The following is a 16,585-nucleotide window of genomic DNA, read 5'->3' as shown; positions in this document are numbered from 1 at the left end:
TTCTTTTTTTAAATGGTGTCAGCGTTTATTTTGTCATATTCAGCGTGTGTGCCAATAAAACGGATAAACGCCCACTGCTTTTCGTAATTAAATTTAACAATAAGTCGATAAGAGTTTCCTTTAATATTGAAAACAACTCGACCATTTTTTAGAATACTTGCGGAAATGTAAGTTTGTTTAACATCGTTTGGAGAAAACCATTTTGCACTTTTTGCTGTATCGTACCAAGTTTTCAAATACTGTTCAGAGTCAGCGTGTTTTTCCCAATATTCTCGTAGCGTACTTTTCGCAATTATTCGTTTCATTCATCAAATTATGTAACAAATATACAATTAGTTCTCTAATTTAGAACTATCGGGAATCTTTTTTATAATAAAGGGTAACTCGTTTTATGTTGATAAAAATACACGTTTATTTGGAATAGGTACGGGATAAACGCATGTTTTTATAAGCTTTAGGGTACTCATCAGCTGATTTAAAAACTTAGCAGTATTTAATAAGAGAAAACAAACCCCTATTCCAACGGCTTACGAGTCGAACCCAGGCCCTTATCACCCTTAGTCAGTTGCTTGTGCTTCGACACCGCGACATCCAGCGGATTCTGTATCGCACTAATAGATCGCTCTGTCACATGCGTGTATATCATCGTCGTTTCAGGACGAGAATGACCCAGCAGTTCCTGTATATAGCGTATATCCACACCATTTTCCAGCAGATGTGTAGCAAAGCTATGCCGCAGGGTATGAGGCGTAACACGCTTTTTAATCTTGGCCAAACGGCAACTTCTCTTTAAAAAAGCCCTGACCGAAGAGGCCGAATATGCCATGCCCCCACTACCTTCAAACAAAAACTGCTTAGGCTTATAAGTCCTCACATAATTCAGCAACAAAGGCTGTATGCTCTGCCCCAAAGTCGTATGCCTGTCCTTTCTCCCTTTGCCCGATCTCACATACACCGATTGCCTTTCCAGGTCCACATCCTTCAACTCCAGCTTCAGCAACTCACCTATGCGTAAGCCCGAAGAATAAATCAAACCCAAAATCGCTCTGTGCTTCAGGTTCCGCGTCGCCTGCAAAATAGAAATCACCTCCTCTGTAGACAACACCTCGGGCAATTTTCTATCCTTTTTAGGGGCCGAAATGCGCTCAACCCGCACATCCAAATCGCCATTGAGGATAAAAAAATGCTTAAGCGCACTCAACGCCTGTCTATGCGAACTGATGCTGTAGCCTCGCGCCGCCAAAACCCCCTCTGCAAACAACTCCACCGACCTGTTGTTTAAATCAGTCAAAGCTGTAGAATCAAAAAATTTCAGGAAAAGCTCCACAAAGGCTGCGTAAGTTTTTACCGTAGAAGCGCTCTTGCGTTGCCCTTCCAGATAGCGCTCGTAAGTCATTAAAGCCTCCAGATGCTTAGGATTCAAAAACCTGTCAGCCGCTGCCTCAGCCTTTGCTTTCTGCATAGCCGTGTAATCCACCCCACATCCCATAGTTCTCAAAACAGACAGTAATCGCCGCTTTGAGGCCTCCGCATTCGGCACATAAAAACACCCGTGCGTCTGCGTCCATTTGCATTCCGGAAGCCTTTTTAAAGTCGCCTTCAGTTCAGGGTCAAACCCAAACCGAAGCCCTATACAAGATACCCTCCTATGCAATAAAGGCTCTAAAACAACAGTTTTCATCCCCAAACAGTTTAAAAGACCACCTAATATAAAGCAAAAACTTCTAAAAGGAAGTAACTTTCTGAAAATGAGTGATAAGTTCTTCTGATTTTAATAAAAGTCAGATTGAATTTCCTTAGACAAATACACCTGTAACAGCAGTAATAACCTAAAACCTGCGTGTCCTAAAAACTAATACTAACGCTGGCGAAAGCGTCTCTCTCTTGCCTTCTTAGTTTATCAAGTCTCCAATCTTGCCATTTTTTTAACACAAAAGTCTTCAAATTCCACTAAATTGAAATCCTGAGGTGCTTTAAGTTGAGACTCTGTAAGTTTAAATAAACCTGCAGTTTTCTGTTTAGAAATTATAAATTCCATAAAAAAACTTTTAATAAGCCCCTCCAAAACAGTTAGTTAATCAAAAAATAAAAACGTTATGAGCAAATTAGCAGAAAAATTTACGTACGGATATTACATTTTGACCGCCTTAAAAAAGGCAGATAATCTTAAAACACGAGAAGATGACTACATAGCAGCAGGAACGCTCAACTGGGTATCTCAGGTTTCTTTTTCACCCGAAATCATTTCGATAGCCATCGGACAAAAAAGCGATTTAAACGAAACGATTAATTATAGTGAACACTTTACTGTACATTTACTATCAGAAGAACATAAAGAGTATGTCAAAAAATTCGGTTCCAAATCTACTGTTGAAAAGGATAAGATAAACGGGGTGCCTTTCCAAAAACAAAATGACCAGGCGATAATAAAAGACACGTTGGGATACCTCACCTGTAAAGTGGTTAAAAGTTTGAACATCGGTGACCACACTGTTTATTTTGGAGAAGTCATCAAAGAAAATCTCCAAAAAGACAAAAAAGGCTTGTGCACCATGCAGCTTCCATCAGAATATACCAAAGACAAAGCAGAAATTTAATCAGGATTTTTCAAATTATACATTCAGCTTAGACAGGCTTTCAGCTGATTTAAAACCTCAGAAGTCCAATGTAAACACATTGGACTTCTTTTTTTAGGCCACTGCGCCTTCGGGTTCCTTCATGTCGCACTGAACGAGTCCGGCTTGCTGATACCGCTATAATTCTCAGATCAATTTCCACTGTATTTGAACCGGCACAGGCTTTATGAGAAATAAGTGATGATTCCTAAGTAAATCGGAATTCCAAAGGTGATATTAAACGGAAAGGTGATGGCCAGAATCAGTCTGTTGCCTATACTGTCCAGGAAAAATCCCGAGATCAAAGCAATAAGACATCCGTTAAAGGCCGGGATAAGTATAGCAAACAGAAATGCCGAAATTCCGTTGCTTTTAAAGACCTTTAAGTGCTTACCGCTGGTCAATCCCATATCCAGTAAGAACACGGCTAAAAAGCCCTTGAAAATGTCCGTTGTAAAGGGTTCAATCCCCCTGGCCTGTTCATCACTGGCCATAAACCCGATCAGCAAACTCCCCATCAGTAAAACCACACTTCCGTTGCTTATGGAATGCTTAAGAATGGCACCCAAATCAATCCTGGAGGCTGCCTGGGTTGATTTGGAAAAAATGGCGAGAAGCAGAACCCCCATGACAATGGCTGGAGCTTCCATAGAAGCCATGACTGCAACCATGAAGCCATCGTAATCTATGCCTTGTATATCGAGAAAGGAAATAGTAGTCAGAAAGGTAACAGCACTTATAGAGCCGTAAGCGGCGGCAAGGGCAGCAGCATTATAAATGCCAAATTTCTTTTTGGCTATCCAGAAAGAATACAGGGGTATAAGGATGGAACTGAGCAGCCCAATAGCAAAGGCCCAGAGAATTTCCTTTCCAAACTCGCTATGCGCCAGTTCCTGCCCTCCTTTAAAGCCAATCGAAAACATCAGGTATAAGGAGATGAATTTTGAAGAATTGGGAGGAATTTCCAGATCGCTTTTGATGAATGCAGCAAATATGCCTAAGCAGAAAAAAAGTAAAGCCGGGTTGGTTAAATTATCAAGCAGTAGATTTAAATCCATAATTATTGACCTCTTAAAGTTTGGGTGCAAATATTTAACATTCGAAGCATTAATAATAACTTATATTATTAATGAAAATGATTAATTTATCTTATGATATTGAAAGTAGCCAGACCCGAATAAGATATAGGAAGTAGGGACAAGGGTCTTAACGGCCTTTGCTTTCAGAGAAAGATTGTGGCCTGTCAGGTTTAAATGTTAACACCTTTAGCTGGCATGAGCGTCTAGATCGTATCCCAGGCTTGCCTAGCCTCCAGCCCGGCTCAGGAGGCTTGATTCGTAGCGGTCATCGGCTTTAATAGGTTAAAAGACTAGAAAAGTGAACGTTATTATGGTATATTGATGAAATCATAAAAATTAATTATGAAAAAAATAGTAATATTAGTAATGATGCTTTTGTTTTTAGGGGTTGTAGCCTGTAAAGAGCCAACTTCTTCAAAAGAAGAGATGGAACAGGAACGCACTGTTCAAAAAATAGATTCTCTGGAAAGAGAACTTGAGAAAATCAATACAAGAATGGATAGTATATCCAGAGAAGCAAAAGAAACTGTAGAACAACTGAATTAAATAAAATAACATGAAAAATATAATACTAGTAAGTATACTCGGCGCTTTTTTATTTTTAAGTCCCGGCCAGGCTTTTGCCCAGTCTAAAGGACAGGAGAGGAAAGAAAAAGCTCAGGAGAAGAGAGAAGAGGCTCAGGACGAAATGGATTCAGCTCAGACTGAAGACGAGCGGGTTTCTGCTGAAAAGGCAAACAAGAGGTCAAAAGGCAATTCCGGAAAGGCCTATGGCAAAAACAAGGGCGATATGACCGGCAGAGAATTTGGTCAGCATCGTGCTCAAATGGCACAAAACATGGCGGAAGAGACCGAATCCAGATTATCTGAAACCGATAGTCTTTTGACAGATCGAAGAGATCGCCTAAAACGCATGAAAGAATCTCTGGGGGAAAAGTCAACACTGCCCGAAGCCGATAAAAAAGAAATCGAAGAACGAAGAGAGAGAATAAGTAAAGCCGAAGAAAGACTATCCCAATTGGAGGTTTTGCTAAAGGAGACGCGTGAAAGATTGAGGAAAACAGAACAGTCACTCAAAGAGGTTACTCCCGAAAACTAAGATTCAAGTAAAATTCACTAAAAATCCTCTAAAGTCAAGCTAGCTTTAGAGGATTTTTAGTTTAATTCCCACTGGTGAGAGCATTTAGCCTGCCTTTGCCATCAGACAGCCCCGTGACCTTAAGCAGGCATTATAGTCCCGCTGGCGCGAGTGTCTCAACTGCCTTCGCCGGGTCCTGTCTTAGGGTAGGTTTTCCTGTTTATTGATTTTCAACTTAAGGTTTTTAGAAGGGTTTGTTTTAAAAAAATAAGTTGAGAGCCTACCACCCATCAATAAATGATATTATCAAAAATTTGATCTAAATAGCGTTCTTTTTTACTTAATACATTATCAGCTAAATAGACCTTAAAAATTTCTTTTCTCAGTTCTAGAAGCTCTAAGCTACCATAATGGTGTAAGCCGATCACCCTTTCTATTTTTTTCAACCTTTTTTCATTCTTGTCTCCTTTAAATTCAGTGTAAATTTTGTCAAAGGTTTCCTGACTGGTTTTTAATTGTATCAATTTGATTTCCTCAGGAGATATTTCATCATCTGCCTTAGCACATACTAGCAGGATGTAAATTTTCAGTTCTTCTTTTGTCCAGTTTTTGTGATTGTTTTTCATCTTTTTGTATTTAGTGTGGTTTTAAATAGTCTTACGACTTTATTCAACAGTTCTAATCTAGAAAACCTTTCTTAAAGTCCCAACGTCTCGGGAGTGGGTAAGGTTTTCGGTAATCAAAATCCCAAGTGCCACCAGGAGGATTTCGCTAATGACATAGTGCAGATACTTATGCCTGTTATCTTGTTCGATAAGTTTATTTCTGATGTTTCTGAAGAACTTGATCATCAAACTGTTTTTTAATTACTTGTTTTTCCAACTATCAAATCTAAAAGATCTTAAAACTGAAAATAAATAAACTGTTCGCCACTGCCCTGAGAAATCACAATCAAAAACAGCATGATTGCCCAAACAATGCCCAAAGTGACAGGTGACATGCTCAAGGAAACTTCTCTGAGCGACGTTTTGCGCATCAGCCAATGTGAAATGAACAACAAACCGATCAAAATGAAGACTTTGAATACATCAAATGTCCCTACAATTTTTTCGCCTTCCTCATTCATAAAGAGCATGGATGACAACATGTTTTTGGCAACCGAAAACTCTCTTGCTCTAAAAAACACCCATGTAAAATTGACCAGAATATAGGTGAATAAGGCCAGGATAATTCCATTAAAAGCCGTGATTTTAATTTGTATTCTAGACCTCAGTATACGTTCTATAATCAGATACAGTCCATGCAAACCACCCCAAATCACAAAGGTCCAGGCAGCACCATGCCATAAACCGCCCAGCAACATAGTAATCATCAGTGCGGCATACATTCTTACGATGCCATGTCGGTTACCTCCTAAAGGAATGTAAAGATAATCCCTGAGCCAGGTTGATAGAGTAATGTGCCAGCGCCTCCAGAAGTCTGAAAATCCAATAGACGCATAAGGATACCTGAAGTTATCGGGTAAAACAATCCCCAGCATAAGAGCAATCCCTATGGCACAGGTGGAATAGCCTGCAAAGTCAAAAAATATCTGACCGGAAAAGGCCAAAGTGCCGGTCCAGGCATCTAGCGAGTCTAAGATCTTTTGAGACCCAAAGACCTGGTCCGAAGTGTCTGCCAGCAATGTATCGGCCAGAACAATTTTTTGAAACAGTCCGATGGTCAGTAAAAACGTACCCCATAAAAACTGTTTTACAGTCGCCTTTTTTTCTTCATAAAATTGGGTGATCAGATCTTGAGCTCTTACAATTGGTCCGGCTACGAGTTGTGGAAAAAAGGTGACGTATAAAGCAAAATCCAGGAAGGTTCGGGCAGGTTCTATTTTTCTGTTATACATATCGATGGTGTAAGACATGGTTTGAAACGTATAAAACGAAATCCCCATCGGCAAAATAATATCCATGGGTTGCGCCTCATAGCCATACCCATACGTATTGACTACGCTGGTAAAATTGTCTAAGAGGAAATCACGGTATTTAAAGAAAGCCAGGAATCCGAGATTGACTGCTAAACTAAGGAGCAACCACAATTTGCGCTGACGTGCATTGGTTTCTACAGCCAATTTCTTACCAGCTTGCCAGTCGACCAGGGTTGAAATCCAAAGTAATATAACCAAAGGTGGATTCCACAAGCCGTAAAATACATAACTGGCCAGCAGCAGCATCCTTTTCTTGTTGGTCCAGTTGAATAGTTTGGAATAATAGAGAACCAAAACAATCACCAAAAACACGATAAAACTCAATGAATTAAACAGCATGACTAGTTGGTTTTAAGGTTAGTGATAAGCCCGTCTTTCAAAAGAATGCGTACAAAATTCTCTGTAAATTGATCGGCATCAGTGGCCGATAAATGTGACCATTCTATGGTTTCAAAGCCACTTAAGCTTTCGTAATCCTGATAGTGATAAGCTGGCACATCGGCTTCGGCAACCAACTCATTCCAAAAGGTTTAACGAGGTAAGCCATTATTTTCCAGGTCTTTAAAAAATCCATCAGAGGGATTTCGCAACAAAATAACCCGACCACCACGGGCTTCTAATTTATTGACATCTTCAATAAAAAAAGCGATGGTAGATTCTTTATCCGGCGGGGGCATATCTGCAGACATGAAAAATTTCCAAACCGTTTTTATCGAATTCGCAAATGCGGTGTCGGTGAGCATTATGTTTTTCATCCGAACATTTCTATGGATATCGATATCCTGAAACCGCATAAATGGAGGGTCACTGGCACGACCATTTCTATCAGACCAGCTAATGGTGTTCAGCAAAGCTTTGAGGTTGATATCATCATGCCATTCTTCATCATCATTGCTGATAAAGGCCAGTGAATTTTGAAGCGGAATGGATAAGAAGTAATTTAAACGCTGAGCGTAGGTTCGATTTTTATAAAATTCTGAACGAGAAGCCGCTCTTCGCCAGGGAGGTGCTTGCTCAAATGTTGTTGAAAAAAACAAAGGAGGTGTTACACCCACAACCACAGTCCCTTTAAAATCTGTATGTTCTACAATATCATGAAATGTGGGAAGGGGTGTAGCGCCGGCATTGGCGAGCTGAATGGGTTGAATTCCTGTCAGTTCCTCCCACTTATGCACCTGGATATTAAATAACACTCGGGATGAGCCAACAAGGACTACATCGTCTTTTGAGGCTTTCTCAACTTTCGCACGAGTACTGGCCCAGAGGTATTTGTCATCGTCCAGATCTGGAAAACGGCCCTGAGACCGCCAGTAGAATTCCCAGGCTATAATGCTTAATACACCAAGTATTAAAGCAATAGTAAAGGATTTTTTTAGGTTCATGAGGGGTGTTATTTAGTTAGTATTTTTTCAAAGCTTAAAAACTGCCATTATCAACATCTTTGATAAAGCTGATAATGCTATCAAAATAGGTATCCGGATCATCAAACTGAGACGCGTGACTTCCATTGGTAATCACACTTCTGCCGTTTTGAACTTCGGTAGCCATCCATTCCATATACTTTGGATCCATAGTGTCGTGTTTTGCACCTAACATAAGGGTTGGGGTTTTAATTTCCTTTAAGCGATCAGAGACATCCCAGTCGCTTAAAGTGGCTTCTTCTATGATGCCAAATTCGCTCGGACCTTGCATGTAAACGTAAATTTCAGGATTGAGATGTTCAAACAACAGCTGGATAGATTTTGGCCATTTTTCTAAAGGCAAACGGAGAATATGTTCGGTGTAAAAATGAGTCATCAGAAGCTCTTCGTATCTCGGATTGGCGTAATCTTTATTCGCTTCAATGTGTTGAATTTCTTTCAAGATTTCCTCTGGTAATTGTGGGCCTAAAACTTCCTGGGCGTATGTATTGTATTCCGGTACGCTCGCCACCATATTAGAAATGATGAGACCCTTTAAATTATCCTGATATTTCAGGGCGTATTCCATAGCCAAAATGCCGCCCCAGGACTGACCCAGAAGGTAGAAATTATCCTTATTTAAACCCAGGGCCTGTCGCACCTGCTCCACTTCCTCCACAAAACGTTCGGTGGTCCAAAGTGACGGATCATTGGGCTTGTCGCTGTAATAAGAATCAAGCTGATCGTAATAGATATATTCAATTTCTTCGTTAGGCAGATAGCCCTCGAAGTTTCCAAATTGTTCATGTGTTCCACCAGGACCGCCATGTAGAAGTAGTATCCTCATTTTTGGATTATTCCCCATGCGTTTGGTGTATACATTAAAAGTGCCTTTGGGTGTTTCTATCGGAATCATCCTGACGCCACCCGTCCATTGGTCATCGCTGTTGGAATAGTCGAAATAACCCGATTTATTTTCGATTTCATCGGTTTTGGTTGCAGTAGACTGTTCTGCCTTGTTCACGCAACTCAGTGATAAAAAACAAGCTGTAAGTAAAATAAAAATTGAAGATTTCATAAGGATAAATTTTAAAGATTAAAAGCCTGTTTTTAGTTAAACATAGCTCAGCCACCAGTGATGGCGATGTGTTTTTTTATAGTTCCAGTACCACACACAAACAGGGTGAAGCGTTACCACCACAAACAGCCATACCAGATAAACCACCCCTAAAGAGAATCCATAACCCTGGAGTCCGGTTTCAAAACTGATCCAAACATCTACTATCATGAGTGATGGGTCATAACCTGTAAGATAGGCGGCGATTACAGCCAATAAATGGATATAATAAATATGGATGATATAGAAAAACATAGGCACTTTGCCAAACAACACGGTAATGGTATAGAGTTTACCTTTAAAATGCTCTGCCCAGGCCAGTAATATCATAGATGGCCCAAGAGTGATCAACAGGTAGAGTAAAGAAGGCGGATACTTGGAAACATTGAAAAAAGACATTAAGGTTTTACCGAAGTCTTCGTAAGTTGTCCAAAACGTTAGGTTGCCATAAATATTAATTGCGCGGATACCAAAAAACAAACCGATAGCAGCCAACCCAATGTAAATCAATAATTGTCGCCTTGCTTTGGCGTCATAAGCTGAAGTATAAAGACCCCCAAGATGATAGCCCAAAGGCATGACAAATATCCAGGGAATGAGAGGGTAGACATTAAAAAGGACGGTGTCTTCTGATAATAAAATCGGGCCTTGCACATGCAGAAGTGTCCAGATATCACTGAATTGACCACCTGTAATCCCATCTAAACTATTGTGCCCAAAAATCACGATAAGGGATGAGGCTATCATAAGCTTTTTAGGAACGTGAATAAATACGGCCAGAAATACCATGGAGATTCCGAGCAGCCAGATCACCTGAAAAACAATACTATCAAAATTTAACTGAAACCTCCAGCCAAAAGTGATGATGATAACCTCTACAAACACCAGCCACAAACCGCGTTTAACCAGCCATTGACTAAGTTCAAATTTCAACATCCGCTGTTGAACAAAAAAGGCCGAAGTCCCGGCCAGTAATACAAAGACAGGAGCACAAAAGTGGGTGATGAATCGGGTAAAAAACAAGGCTAAATGGGTTTGCTCGATGTCAGTTGGTTCGAAATAAAACACGTCTTTATGGAAATAATCCCTGACGTGGTCTAAAGCCATGAGCAGGATAACCAGACCTTTTAAAAAGTCTAAGGATTGAACGCGATGGTTTGTTTTGGACATAGATTATGATTTTTTAAAGACCTGTTTTTTGCCATAAGTAAGCGAACGCCAAAGCCATTCAAAAGGACCGAAGTAGAAATGTTTTAACCAAATGGGGCTGGTGATCAGCTGAAAAATCCAGATGCTAAACACGACATAGTACAATTCATAACGCTCCAATTGACCGTAAAGTCCGAAGCCGAGAAACAGGATGGAAGTGATGATGCTATGCATTAAATAATTAGATAGTGCCATTCTGCCCACAGCGGCTAAACTCCGTTGAAGAAAACCGATGATTCCCGATTTAATAAACAGCATAAAAAGGCCAATATGGCCTAAAGTGACAAAGAGTCGGCCAATGCTGTAGGTTTGATGAGCCTGATAGGTATGAAGTGGATCGTAATCACTGCCTGTGATTAAGCTAACTTCATAATAATTGATACTTAAACCAATTGCATAGCCAATAACTGCCAGCAGCAAGTAGAATTTTATAGTTTGTTCGCCGTGAAGTATTCTCAGTTTATAAAAAGCCATACCCAAAAACATAAAGCTCAGAATATCCCAGGCTGAGTAGCGGTATTGAAACCAGGTTTGCATCCATTGAATTTTAGGGGCTTTATGCTTCATAATGTCGAAATAACTACCATTCATACCCTCTATGTATTCTTTGATTTGCTCAGGTGTTTTTTTAGGACTTGCCTCTTCCCATTTTGCAATAGCCTGCTCGGCTTTTTCATCAAGTGTGGCCCCTGTGTTTTTTAAAATTAAGGCGAGTTCAGCTTCTGTTTTAATCTCTTTATTTTTTTGATAATCGTAAACATCCCAAACCACTCCAATACTGATCAAAATCGCAGGAATAATCAGTAAATTTTTCACAGATAAATTTCTGAAGGGAAATAAAAACAAGCCGAAGAGTCCGTAGGCATATAAGATATCTCCTGGCCAAAGAAATATCCATGAATTGACTAAGCCGAAAAGCAGAAGCCAAATCATCCTACGGTAATACACATCGGCTGTAGAAATCCCTGCACCTTTATGAATAAGTCGTGTGGTGAGTAAAATAACGCCTGCGCCAAAAAGGATGGTGAATAATCCCCGCATGGTTCCTTCAAAAAACAGTTCATTGGCAAACCACACATAATAGTTTAAACCCTCGGTATGGCCAAGCACACTGGGGTCTGAATAGGAGTAGGGCAGTCCCATGCCATTGATATTCATGAGCAGGATACCCAGCAAGGCAATGCCTCTGATCACATCCAGAGCCTTGATACGGGCCTGGTTTTGGGTGGGGTTTATTTCATTGGTAGTTAGTGGTTCCATAAGTTGTGTTTAAACTTTCATTCCATCAAAGTCAGTAATATTAAGTTCTTTTGAAATCTGTAATTGGAGTTCTGCCACCTCATTAATTTGATTCAAGCCAAAATTCAGATCGGCTGCTGCATCTGGGTTTTCAAAAGCGGACACGCATTGACTACCAAAGGTCACAGGAAAAGGGCTTACGTGTTCTCAGGACGTTGCAGTTGATATGTCTTTTGGATAAATGAACCTTGGAAAAAAATTAGTTGAGAGCGGACCAGGCTGCACAATGAATACATCAATACCGAGACGTCCAGGTTCATACCCTAAGGCTTCGCTGAATCCCTCTACGGCCCATTTGCCGGCTTGATAAACGCCAAATCCATTACGGTAAGACGACCTCCAACAGAAATTAATTGAATGAAAAGGCCGGATTTATTAGCGCGCATCATTGGTGAAATAGCATTCAGTATGGGTACATTTCCAATCACATTAAAATCGAGTTCTGCATCGTACACCCCTTCAGAAAGCGCTTCAGTAGGTTCTTCATAATCTTTTCCGCAATTGTTGATAAAGACATCTACATGTTCAATTTGTTTAATTATATCAGCAAGGCTTTGGTCTGAAGTGACGTCTAAATCCACTACGCTTAGGTTCCGATTTTTAGTAGTGGCAAAATCTGATAAGATTTTTGCTGCTTCAGTATTTGTAGTGGTGGTGTTTTTCATGATTGCATAGACTTTATGCCCTTGTTCAGCGAGATATTTAGCAGCATTAAATCCAAATCCTGTGTCACATTCTGTGATGACTATATTCTTCATATTCAGTTATTTTTATTGTTTTCACAGAAATAGCTCTACGCTGGCCGCTATTTTCAGCTAGGCAGGGGCCTATGACCCAACTGGTACTAGGTGAGACGATGGAGGTGGCTACCTTGCCAATTTCGTCTGGAGTGCCATGCCTTCCTGAAGGAATGAAATCGGTTGACACATCATAAAAAACTCTGTCCTCTTCTTTGATGACACTCAGAGCCTCGATGAGGAATTGGTTATGGGTGGGTTTTATTTCATAAGTAGTTAGTGCTTTAATGAGTTAGTGTTTAAGTTTTGACCCCGTCAAATTCAGTAATGCTGAATCCTTTTAACATTTCGAGTCGGACGGGTTCCGTAACATCGTTCATGCTTTGCGCTCCAAAATCTAATCCCACGATATTGCGTAAAGGCCTTTGTCCTGCTGGTAAATTGATGAGTTCTTCAAATTTTTTAACGACCAAAGCGGGATCAGTTGGTGCGTCTGGGTTATCAAAAGCGGCCATGGACTGACTGCCAAAAGTATCCAGGAAGGTGGTGACATGTTCGTAAGCTGTTGCGGTTGCCGTGTCTTCCGGGTAAATGACGCCTGGAAAAAAATTAGTGGAGAACGGACCTGGCTGTACAATGGCGACATCGATGCCAAGTGGGCCAAGTTCATAGCGTAAAGCTTCGCTCATGCCTTCAACGGCCCATTTGCTGGCGTGATAAATCCCAAATCCGGGTACGGCCAATCGGCCTGCAATGGAACTCAATTGAATGACAAGTCCAGATTTTTTGGCACGCATTATGGGCAATACCGCTTTCAGCAGACGCACGTTGCCAATCACATTTAAATCGAGTTGAGCCATACATTCTTTTGAAGAAAAAGCTTCGATTGGCCCGCCAAAGCCCCTGCCCGCATTGTTGATCAATACATCACAGTCGTCAATGTGTTTCATCGCCTCATCAACACTTTGATCTGAAGTGACATCTAAATCCACAACGCTGAGGTGTAGATTTTCAGACTTTGCGAAATCTGATAATTCTTTTGCTGCTTCAGCATTTTTAGTACTGGTGTCTCGCATGGTTGCATAGACTTTATGGCCTTGTTCAGCTAGGTATTTAGCAGCATCGAATCCAAATCCTGTGCTGCATCCTGTGATTAGTATACTTTTCATAATTAATTATTTTGATTACATTATTTTTTTACAAATTAGCTTTACGCTGACCTCCATCTACGGCTAAGCAGGCGCCTATGACCCAACTGGCGCAAGGCGAAACTATGAAAGTGGCCACTTTTCCTATCTCGTCGGGAGTGCCCATTCTCCCGGAAGGAATAGAATTGAGTGCCCAGTCGTATAAGGTTGGGTTTTGCGTTTTGGTTAACTCCCAAAGTCCATCGGGAAATTCTACCGATCCGGGAGTAAGGGTGTTCACTCTGATATTTTCTGGCGCCAATTGAATAGCTATGGTTTTAGAATAGCTTATTAAGGCTGCCTTTACCGCGGCATAGGCAGGAGGTGAACCTGCTTCAAGACCGGAACCTGATGAAATAAACAAAATGTTCCCACTGCCTGCTTGCAGCATCCAGGGGATGACCTTTCTGGAGGCTTTTACGCTACCTAATAAATCTACAGTAATGGAAGTTTCCCAGTCGCTGTCATCGTCTCCCAAGCTTAAAGCGGAGACGTTATTAATTAAAATATCTACGCTTCCAAACTGCTTTTTTACCTGGTCAAGAAAAGTATTAAGCTGTTCGGTGTCACCGACATCGCAGGTCATAGCCATCACTTTTACGCCCTTTTTCAGAAGTTCCTTTTTTGTTTTTTTTAGAGCTTCTTTACCACGGGCACAAATAGCCATATTGACCCCTTCATCAGCAAGATTTGAAGCAATGCTTTTGCCAATACCTTTACTACCCCCTGTGATGATGGCATTTTTTCCTTTGAGTTGTAAGTTCATATTAGGGTATAGTTTGAAATTTTAGTCACCTTTTTTTTCTTATTCCATTGTAATAGCACTTCTGAAAAAAATAAAGGGACAGTCCACGAAAGCCAGATACAGGTTGCACCACGCTCTTCAAAAGTTGGCATCAAATCACGCATGAACGGATTTTCATTCAGAATGCGGAACACTACAAAGGCAACCGTAATTATGTAAGTTCGAATCATCCATTCATTATGCTGAAGAAGTCTTCTAAGTAAAATAGCCCTGTAAGCTGTTAATACGCTCACTAGCCAAACCAATGCCAGGACAAACAATGAAACACTCCATGAAATATTGACTTGAGGCGCGACATATATAGACATATACAGGGCACTTAAAGAGGCTATAATAATGGCAATGATAAAGAGCTTGCCTAAATTCCGATGTGTTTTTAAAAACCGATTCCTGAACTTTGTACTAAATTGAAAAGGCCCTATAAGTAAGGCCAGTGCACCTCCTAATAAATGACCGACAAGCCACCATTTATTAGACCAGTAATAGTCTTTATAATACTCAAAATTAAATTTGAAAAAGTATGGAAGCACTCTGTCTATCACAAAATATAAGGCGATAAAAACTAGAATGCCAAGTGAAGTTGTTTTTAAAGTTCTCATTTAAGCCTATTGATATTATATTTTATAAACCTCCAACTCAATTTCAATCAGCAATCCTGGCAAAGCCAATTCTTTAACGCCCAGCCAGGAACCTGTGGGGAAATGATTTCTGTAAATTTGAGTGCGGTATTCAGCATGTTCAAGAAACAAAGGCATATCGGTGGTGAATACATTTTCCTTGACGACATCGTCAAAGCTACAGCCGTAATGGTTTAAGATTTTACCTAAATCGGTATAGCAGTTTTTCAGCTGCTGCAAGAAATCTCCAACTGCCGTGGGATTACCTTCATCGTCCATGCTAACAGCTCCCGATATTTTGATATCCCTATCTATTTTTACGGCATGTGAATAGCCGTAAGCTTTTTCAACCTCTGGTCGAAGTAAGAAGTACTCTGGTTTCTTTGAGTTAATTTTAGAGTTTTCCATTGTTTATTATTAGCTGTTAATCAGTTTTTAGTTTTTTAATACGATTCGAAAACGCGCCTTACCTGATTTCAAATGCTCTAAAGCTTCATTGGCCTTTGACATAGGAAATTCTTCAGTAATAGGGTAGATGTCGTGACGAACGCAGAACTCAAGCATTGTTCGGGTCAGTGTTGGGCTACCAAGCGGGCTCCCCGCGACTGATTTTTCTCCCATAAGCAGAGTAAATGCAGGGATAGCCATAGGTTCCAGGACCGCACCGACGTTGTGAAATTTTCCTTTTGGAGCGAGCGCCATCAAATAGGAATTCCAATCCAGGCTTACGTTGGTGGTATTCAGGATAAAATTCAAGGTGCCAGCGATTTTTGCCAATTCCTCAGGATTCGTGGAATCCACTACTTTGGTAGCTCCCATTGCCAAAATGGATTCTCTTTTACCTGGGTTAGAACTAAAGGCAACAACCTCACATCCCCATTTGTTTAAGAATTTTAGTGCCATATGACCTAATCCACCAATTCCTAAGACGCCTACTTTGTCGGTAGCTTTTACACCTGCAATGAGGATGGGATTAAAGACAGTAATACCACCACAAAGCAGCGGTCCTGCTTTTGCTACGTTAATTCCTTCTGGTAACGGAACTGCCCAGGACCAATGACTTCGCACATAATCGGCGAAGCCACCATGGCGTCCACCAATGGTCATTTCGACCTTGGAGCAGAGATGATGAGAGCCGTCCATACATTCATGGCACGACATACAAGACCCCGAGAACCAGCCAATGCCAACTTTATCTCCAACTTTGATGTTCTTAACCGCACTGCCTGCAACTATGACTTCGCCAATGATCTCATGACCCGGGACAATGGGGTAGGCGGTCATCCCCCAATCGTTGTTGATCATGCTGAGATCCGAATGACAAATACCACAGTTGAGCACTTTCACATCGACATGTTCTGTTCCAAGTTCACCCATGTCGTAGGAGAAGGATTCTAATTTTTGATGTGGACCGCTGGCGGCTAATGCTGATACTTTCATAATGTGTGGAATTCAATCTGTTTG

The 16,585-nt window shown here is 40.8% G+C and carries 23 protein-coding genes; 3 read left to right on the top strand and 20 right to left on the bottom strand.

The window, feature by feature from the left end; translation table 11 throughout:
• Nucleotides 1-8 precede the first annotated feature (8 nt).
• The 3 genes from LB450_RS09815 to LB450_RS09805 all read right to left on the bottom strand — a co-directional run bounded on the left by LB450_RS09815 (nucleotide 9) and on the right by LB450_RS09805 (nucleotide 2,038).
• A complete protein-coding gene (locus LB450_RS09815) occupies nucleotides 9-305 on the bottom strand; it encodes a type II toxin-antitoxin system HigB family toxin (protein ID WP_224487880.1) in 297 nt (98 codons plus the stop codon).
• Between the two features lie 209 nt (nucleotides 306-514).
• Nucleotides 515-1,489 carry a site-specific tyrosine recombinase/integron integrase gene (gene xerA / locus LB450_RS09810; protein ID WP_224487907.1) on the bottom strand — a complete coding sequence of 325 codons (975 nt, stop codon included), beginning with the start codon at nucleotides 1,487-1,489 and terminating at the stop codon, nucleotides 515-517.
• A 411-nt stretch (nucleotides 1,490-1,900) separates the two neighbouring features.
• Nucleotides 1,901-2,038: a hypothetical protein gene (locus LB450_RS09805; RefSeq protein ID WP_224487872.1), complete on the bottom strand. Its 138-nt coding sequence runs from the start codon at nucleotides 2,036-2,038 to the stop codon at nucleotides 1,901-1,903.
• A 58-nt stretch (nucleotides 2,039-2,096) separates the two neighbouring features.
• On the opposite strand from LB450_RS09805, the gene LB450_RS09800 reads away from it, so the two are divergent.
• On the top strand, nucleotides 2,097-2,597 hold the full coding sequence (locus LB450_RS09800; protein ID WP_224487870.1) for a flavin reductase family protein: 501 nt from the start codon (nucleotides 2,097-2,099) through the stop codon (nucleotides 2,595-2,597).
• A gap of 203 nt (nucleotides 2,598-2,800) precedes the next feature.
• Here the strand turns inward: LB450_RS09800 and LB450_RS09795 are convergent, their stop codons facing one another.
• Nucleotides 2,801-3,673, bottom strand: a complete 873-nt coding sequence (locus LB450_RS09795; RefSeq protein ID WP_224487868.1) for a sodium-dependent bicarbonate transport family permease — start codon at nucleotides 3,671-3,673, stop codon at nucleotides 2,801-2,803.
• Nucleotides 3,674-4,036: 363 nt separating this feature from the next.
• Between LB450_RS09795 and LB450_RS09790 the strand changes: the two genes are divergently transcribed.
• Together LB450_RS09790 and LB450_RS09785 are read left to right on the top strand one after the other, a co-directional pair.
• Nucleotides 4,037-4,240 carry a hypothetical protein gene (locus LB450_RS09790; RefSeq protein ID WP_224487866.1) on the top strand — a complete coding sequence of 68 codons (204 nt, stop codon included), beginning with the start codon at nucleotides 4,037-4,039 and terminating at the stop codon, nucleotides 4,238-4,240.
• 10 nt (nucleotides 4,241-4,250) lie between these two features.
• Entirely contained in the window at nucleotides 4,251-4,793 is a 543-nt protein-coding gene (locus LB450_RS09785; protein ID WP_224487864.1) for a hypothetical protein, read from the top strand.
• Nucleotides 4,794-5,062: 269 nt separating this feature from the next.
• On the opposite strand, the gene LB450_RS09780 is transcribed toward LB450_RS09785, so the two are convergent.
• From LB450_RS09780 to ahr, 16 genes are all read right to left on the bottom strand, one after another.
• On the bottom strand, nucleotides 5,063-5,398 hold the full coding sequence (locus tag LB450_RS09780) for a hypothetical protein (protein WP_224487862.1): 336 nt from the start codon (nucleotides 5,396-5,398) through the stop codon (nucleotides 5,063-5,065).
• Between the two features lie 57 nt (nucleotides 5,399-5,455).
• The gene (locus tag LB450_RS09775) at nucleotides 5,456-5,623 is read right to left on the bottom strand and encodes a hypothetical protein (RefSeq protein ID WP_224487860.1); all 168 of its coding nucleotides are present in this window, start codon (nucleotides 5,621-5,623) and stop codon (nucleotides 5,456-5,458) included.
• Between the two features lie 50 nt (nucleotides 5,624-5,673).
• Entirely contained in the window at nucleotides 5,674-7,089 is a 1,416-nt protein-coding gene (locus LB450_RS09770; RefSeq protein ID WP_224487858.1) for an MBOAT family O-acyltransferase, read from the bottom strand.
• 2 nt (nucleotides 7,090-7,091) lie between these two features.
• Entirely contained in the window at nucleotides 7,092-7,265 is a 174-nt protein-coding gene (locus LB450_RS09765) for a hypothetical protein (protein ID WP_224487857.1), read from the bottom strand.
• A gap of 15 nt (nucleotides 7,266-7,280) precedes the next feature.
• The gene (locus LB450_RS09760; protein ID WP_224487855.1) at nucleotides 7,281-8,132 is read right to left on the bottom strand and encodes a hypothetical protein; all 852 of its coding nucleotides are present in this window, start codon (nucleotides 8,130-8,132) and stop codon (nucleotides 7,281-7,283) included.
• A 34-nt stretch (nucleotides 8,133-8,166) separates the two neighbouring features.
• A complete protein-coding gene (locus LB450_RS09755) occupies nucleotides 8,167-9,228 on the bottom strand; it encodes a proline iminopeptidase-family hydrolase (RefSeq protein WP_224487853.1) in 1,062 nt (353 codons plus the stop codon).
• Nucleotides 9,229-9,264: 36 nt separating this feature from the next.
• Nucleotides 9,265-10,437 carry a DUF1624 domain-containing protein gene (locus LB450_RS09750; RefSeq protein ID WP_224487850.1) on the bottom strand — a complete coding sequence of 391 codons (1,173 nt, stop codon included), beginning with the start codon at nucleotides 10,435-10,437 and terminating at the stop codon, nucleotides 9,265-9,267.
• A 3-nt stretch (nucleotides 10,438-10,440) separates the two neighbouring features.
• Complete coding sequence (locus LB450_RS09745; RefSeq protein WP_224487841.1) at nucleotides 10,441-11,736, bottom strand: DUF418 domain-containing protein; 1,296 nt, start codon at nucleotides 11,734-11,736, stop codon at nucleotides 10,441-10,443.
• Nucleotides 11,737-11,745: 9 nt separating this feature from the next.
• A complete protein-coding gene (locus LB450_RS09740) occupies nucleotides 11,746-11,901 on the bottom strand; it encodes a hypothetical protein (RefSeq protein ID WP_224487839.1) in 156 nt (51 codons plus the stop codon).
• A gap of 21 nt (nucleotides 11,902-11,922) precedes the next feature.
• Nucleotides 11,923-12,129 carry an SDR family NAD(P)-dependent oxidoreductase gene (locus LB450_RS13925; protein ID WP_407692574.1) on the bottom strand — a complete coding sequence of 69 codons (207 nt, stop codon included), beginning with the start codon at nucleotides 12,127-12,129 and terminating at the stop codon, nucleotides 11,923-11,925.
• The gene (locus tag LB450_RS09735) at nucleotides 12,060-12,533 is read right to left on the bottom strand and encodes an SDR family NAD(P)-dependent oxidoreductase (RefSeq protein ID WP_262902727.1); all 474 of its coding nucleotides are present in this window, start codon (nucleotides 12,531-12,533) and stop codon (nucleotides 12,060-12,062) included. Before LB450_RS09735 ends, LB450_RS13925 begins: the two co-directional genes overlap by 70 nt.
• A gap of 278 nt (nucleotides 12,534-12,811) precedes the next feature.
• A complete protein-coding gene (locus LB450_RS09730) occupies nucleotides 12,812-13,681 on the bottom strand; it encodes an SDR family oxidoreductase (protein ID WP_224487837.1) in 870 nt (289 codons plus the stop codon).
• Between the two features lie 28 nt (nucleotides 13,682-13,709).
• Nucleotides 13,710-14,465: an SDR family NAD(P)-dependent oxidoreductase gene (locus tag LB450_RS09725; protein ID WP_224487835.1), complete on the bottom strand. Its 756-nt coding sequence runs from the start codon at nucleotides 14,463-14,465 to the stop codon at nucleotides 13,710-13,712.
• Nucleotides 14,462-15,103, bottom strand: coding sequence for a DUF2306 domain-containing protein (locus tag LB450_RS09720; protein ID WP_224487825.1), 642 nt, complete (start codon nucleotides 15,101-15,103; stop codon nucleotides 14,462-14,464). Before LB450_RS09720 ends, LB450_RS09725 begins: the two co-directional genes overlap by 4 nt.
• Before the next feature lie 15 nt (nucleotides 15,104-15,118).
• A complete protein-coding gene (locus LB450_RS09715) occupies nucleotides 15,119-15,529 on the bottom strand; it encodes a RidA family protein (protein WP_224487823.1) in 411 nt (136 codons plus the stop codon).
• Nucleotides 15,530-15,556: 27 nt separating this feature from the next.
• The gene (gene ahr / locus LB450_RS09710) at nucleotides 15,557-16,561 is read right to left on the bottom strand and encodes an NADPH-dependent aldehyde reductase Ahr (RefSeq protein ID WP_224487821.1); all 1,005 of its coding nucleotides are present in this window, start codon (nucleotides 16,559-16,561) and stop codon (nucleotides 15,557-15,559) included.
• Between the last annotated feature and the right edge of the window lie 24 nt (nucleotides 16,562-16,585).

The organism is Psychroflexus curvus (assembly GCF_020164585.1).
Classification (GTDB): Bacteria; Bacteroidota; Bacteroidia; order Flavobacteriales; family Flavobacteriaceae; genus Psychroflexus; species Psychroflexus curvus.
This window is presented reverse-complemented; position numbering and strand designations above follow the sequence as displayed.

Excerpts from the sequence above, each read along its gene's own strand:
- LB450_RS09760 (WP_224487855.1), bottom strand. The coding sequence starts at position 8,132 with ATGAACCTAAAAAAATCCTTTACTATTGCTTTAATACTTGGTGTATTA.
- LB450_RS09730 (WP_224487837.1), bottom strand. The coding sequence starts at position 13,681 with ATGAAAAGTATACTAATCACAGGATGCAGCACAGGATTTGGATTCGAT.
- LB450_RS09770 (WP_224487858.1), bottom strand. The coding sequence starts at position 7,089 with ATGCTGTTTAATTCATTGAGTTTTATCGTGTTTTTGGTGATTGTTTTG.
- LB450_RS09805 (WP_224487872.1), bottom strand. The coding sequence starts at position 2,038 with ATGGAATTTATAATTTCTAAACAGAAAACTGCAGGTTTATTTAAACTT.
- LB450_RS09715 (WP_224487823.1), bottom strand. The coding sequence starts at position 15,529 with ATGGAAAACTCTAAAATTAACTCAAAGAAACCAGAGTACTTCTTACTT.
- ahr (WP_224487821.1), bottom strand. The coding sequence starts at position 16,561 with ATGAAAGTATCAGCATTAGCCGCCAGCGGTCCACATCAAAAATTAGAA.
- LB450_RS09785 (WP_224487864.1), top strand. The coding sequence starts at position 4,251 with ATGAAAAATATAATACTAGTAAGTATACTCGGCGCTTTTTTATTTTTA.
- LB450_RS09815 (WP_224487880.1), bottom strand. The coding sequence starts at position 305 with ATGAAACGAATAATTGCGAAAAGTACGCTACGAGAATATTGGGAAAAA.
- LB450_RS09780 (WP_224487862.1), bottom strand. The coding sequence starts at position 5,398 with ATGAAAAACAATCACAAAAACTGGACAAAAGAAGAACTGAAAATTTAC.
- LB450_RS09750 (WP_224487850.1), bottom strand. The coding sequence starts at position 10,437 with ATGTCCAAAACAAACCATCGCGTTCAATCCTTAGACTTTTTAAAAGGT.
- LB450_RS09745 (WP_224487841.1), bottom strand. The coding sequence starts at position 11,736 with ATGGAACCACTAACTACCAATGAAATAAACCCCACCCAAAACCAGGCC.
- LB450_RS09775 (WP_224487860.1), bottom strand. The coding sequence starts at position 5,623 with ATGATCAAGTTCTTCAGAAACATCAGAAATAAACTTATCGAACAAGAT.
- LB450_RS09755 (WP_224487853.1), bottom strand. The coding sequence starts at position 9,228 with ATGAAATCTTCAATTTTTATTTTACTTACAGCTTGTTTTTTATCACTG.
- LB450_RS09795 (WP_224487868.1), bottom strand. The coding sequence starts at position 3,673 with ATGGATTTAAATCTACTGCTTGATAATTTAACCAACCCGGCTTTACTT.
- LB450_RS09720 (WP_224487825.1), bottom strand. The coding sequence starts at position 15,103 with ATGAGAACTTTAAAAACAACTTCACTTGGCATTCTAGTTTTTATCGCC.
- LB450_RS09790 (WP_224487866.1), top strand. The coding sequence starts at position 4,037 with ATGAAAAAAATAGTAATATTAGTAATGATGCTTTTGTTTTTAGGGGTT.
- LB450_RS09735 (WP_262902727.1), bottom strand. The coding sequence starts at position 12,533 with ATGAAGAATATAGTCATCACAGAATGTGACACAGGATTTGGATTTAAT.
- LB450_RS09725 (WP_224487835.1), bottom strand. The coding sequence starts at position 14,465 with ATGAACTTACAACTCAAAGGAAAAAATGCCATCATCACAGGGGGTAGT.
- LB450_RS09800 (WP_224487870.1), top strand. The coding sequence starts at position 2,097 with ATGAGCAAATTAGCAGAAAAATTTACGTACGGATATTACATTTTGACC.
- xerA (WP_224487907.1), bottom strand. The coding sequence starts at position 1,489 with ATGGGATGTGGGGTGGATTACACGGCTATGCAGAAAGCAAAGGCTGAG.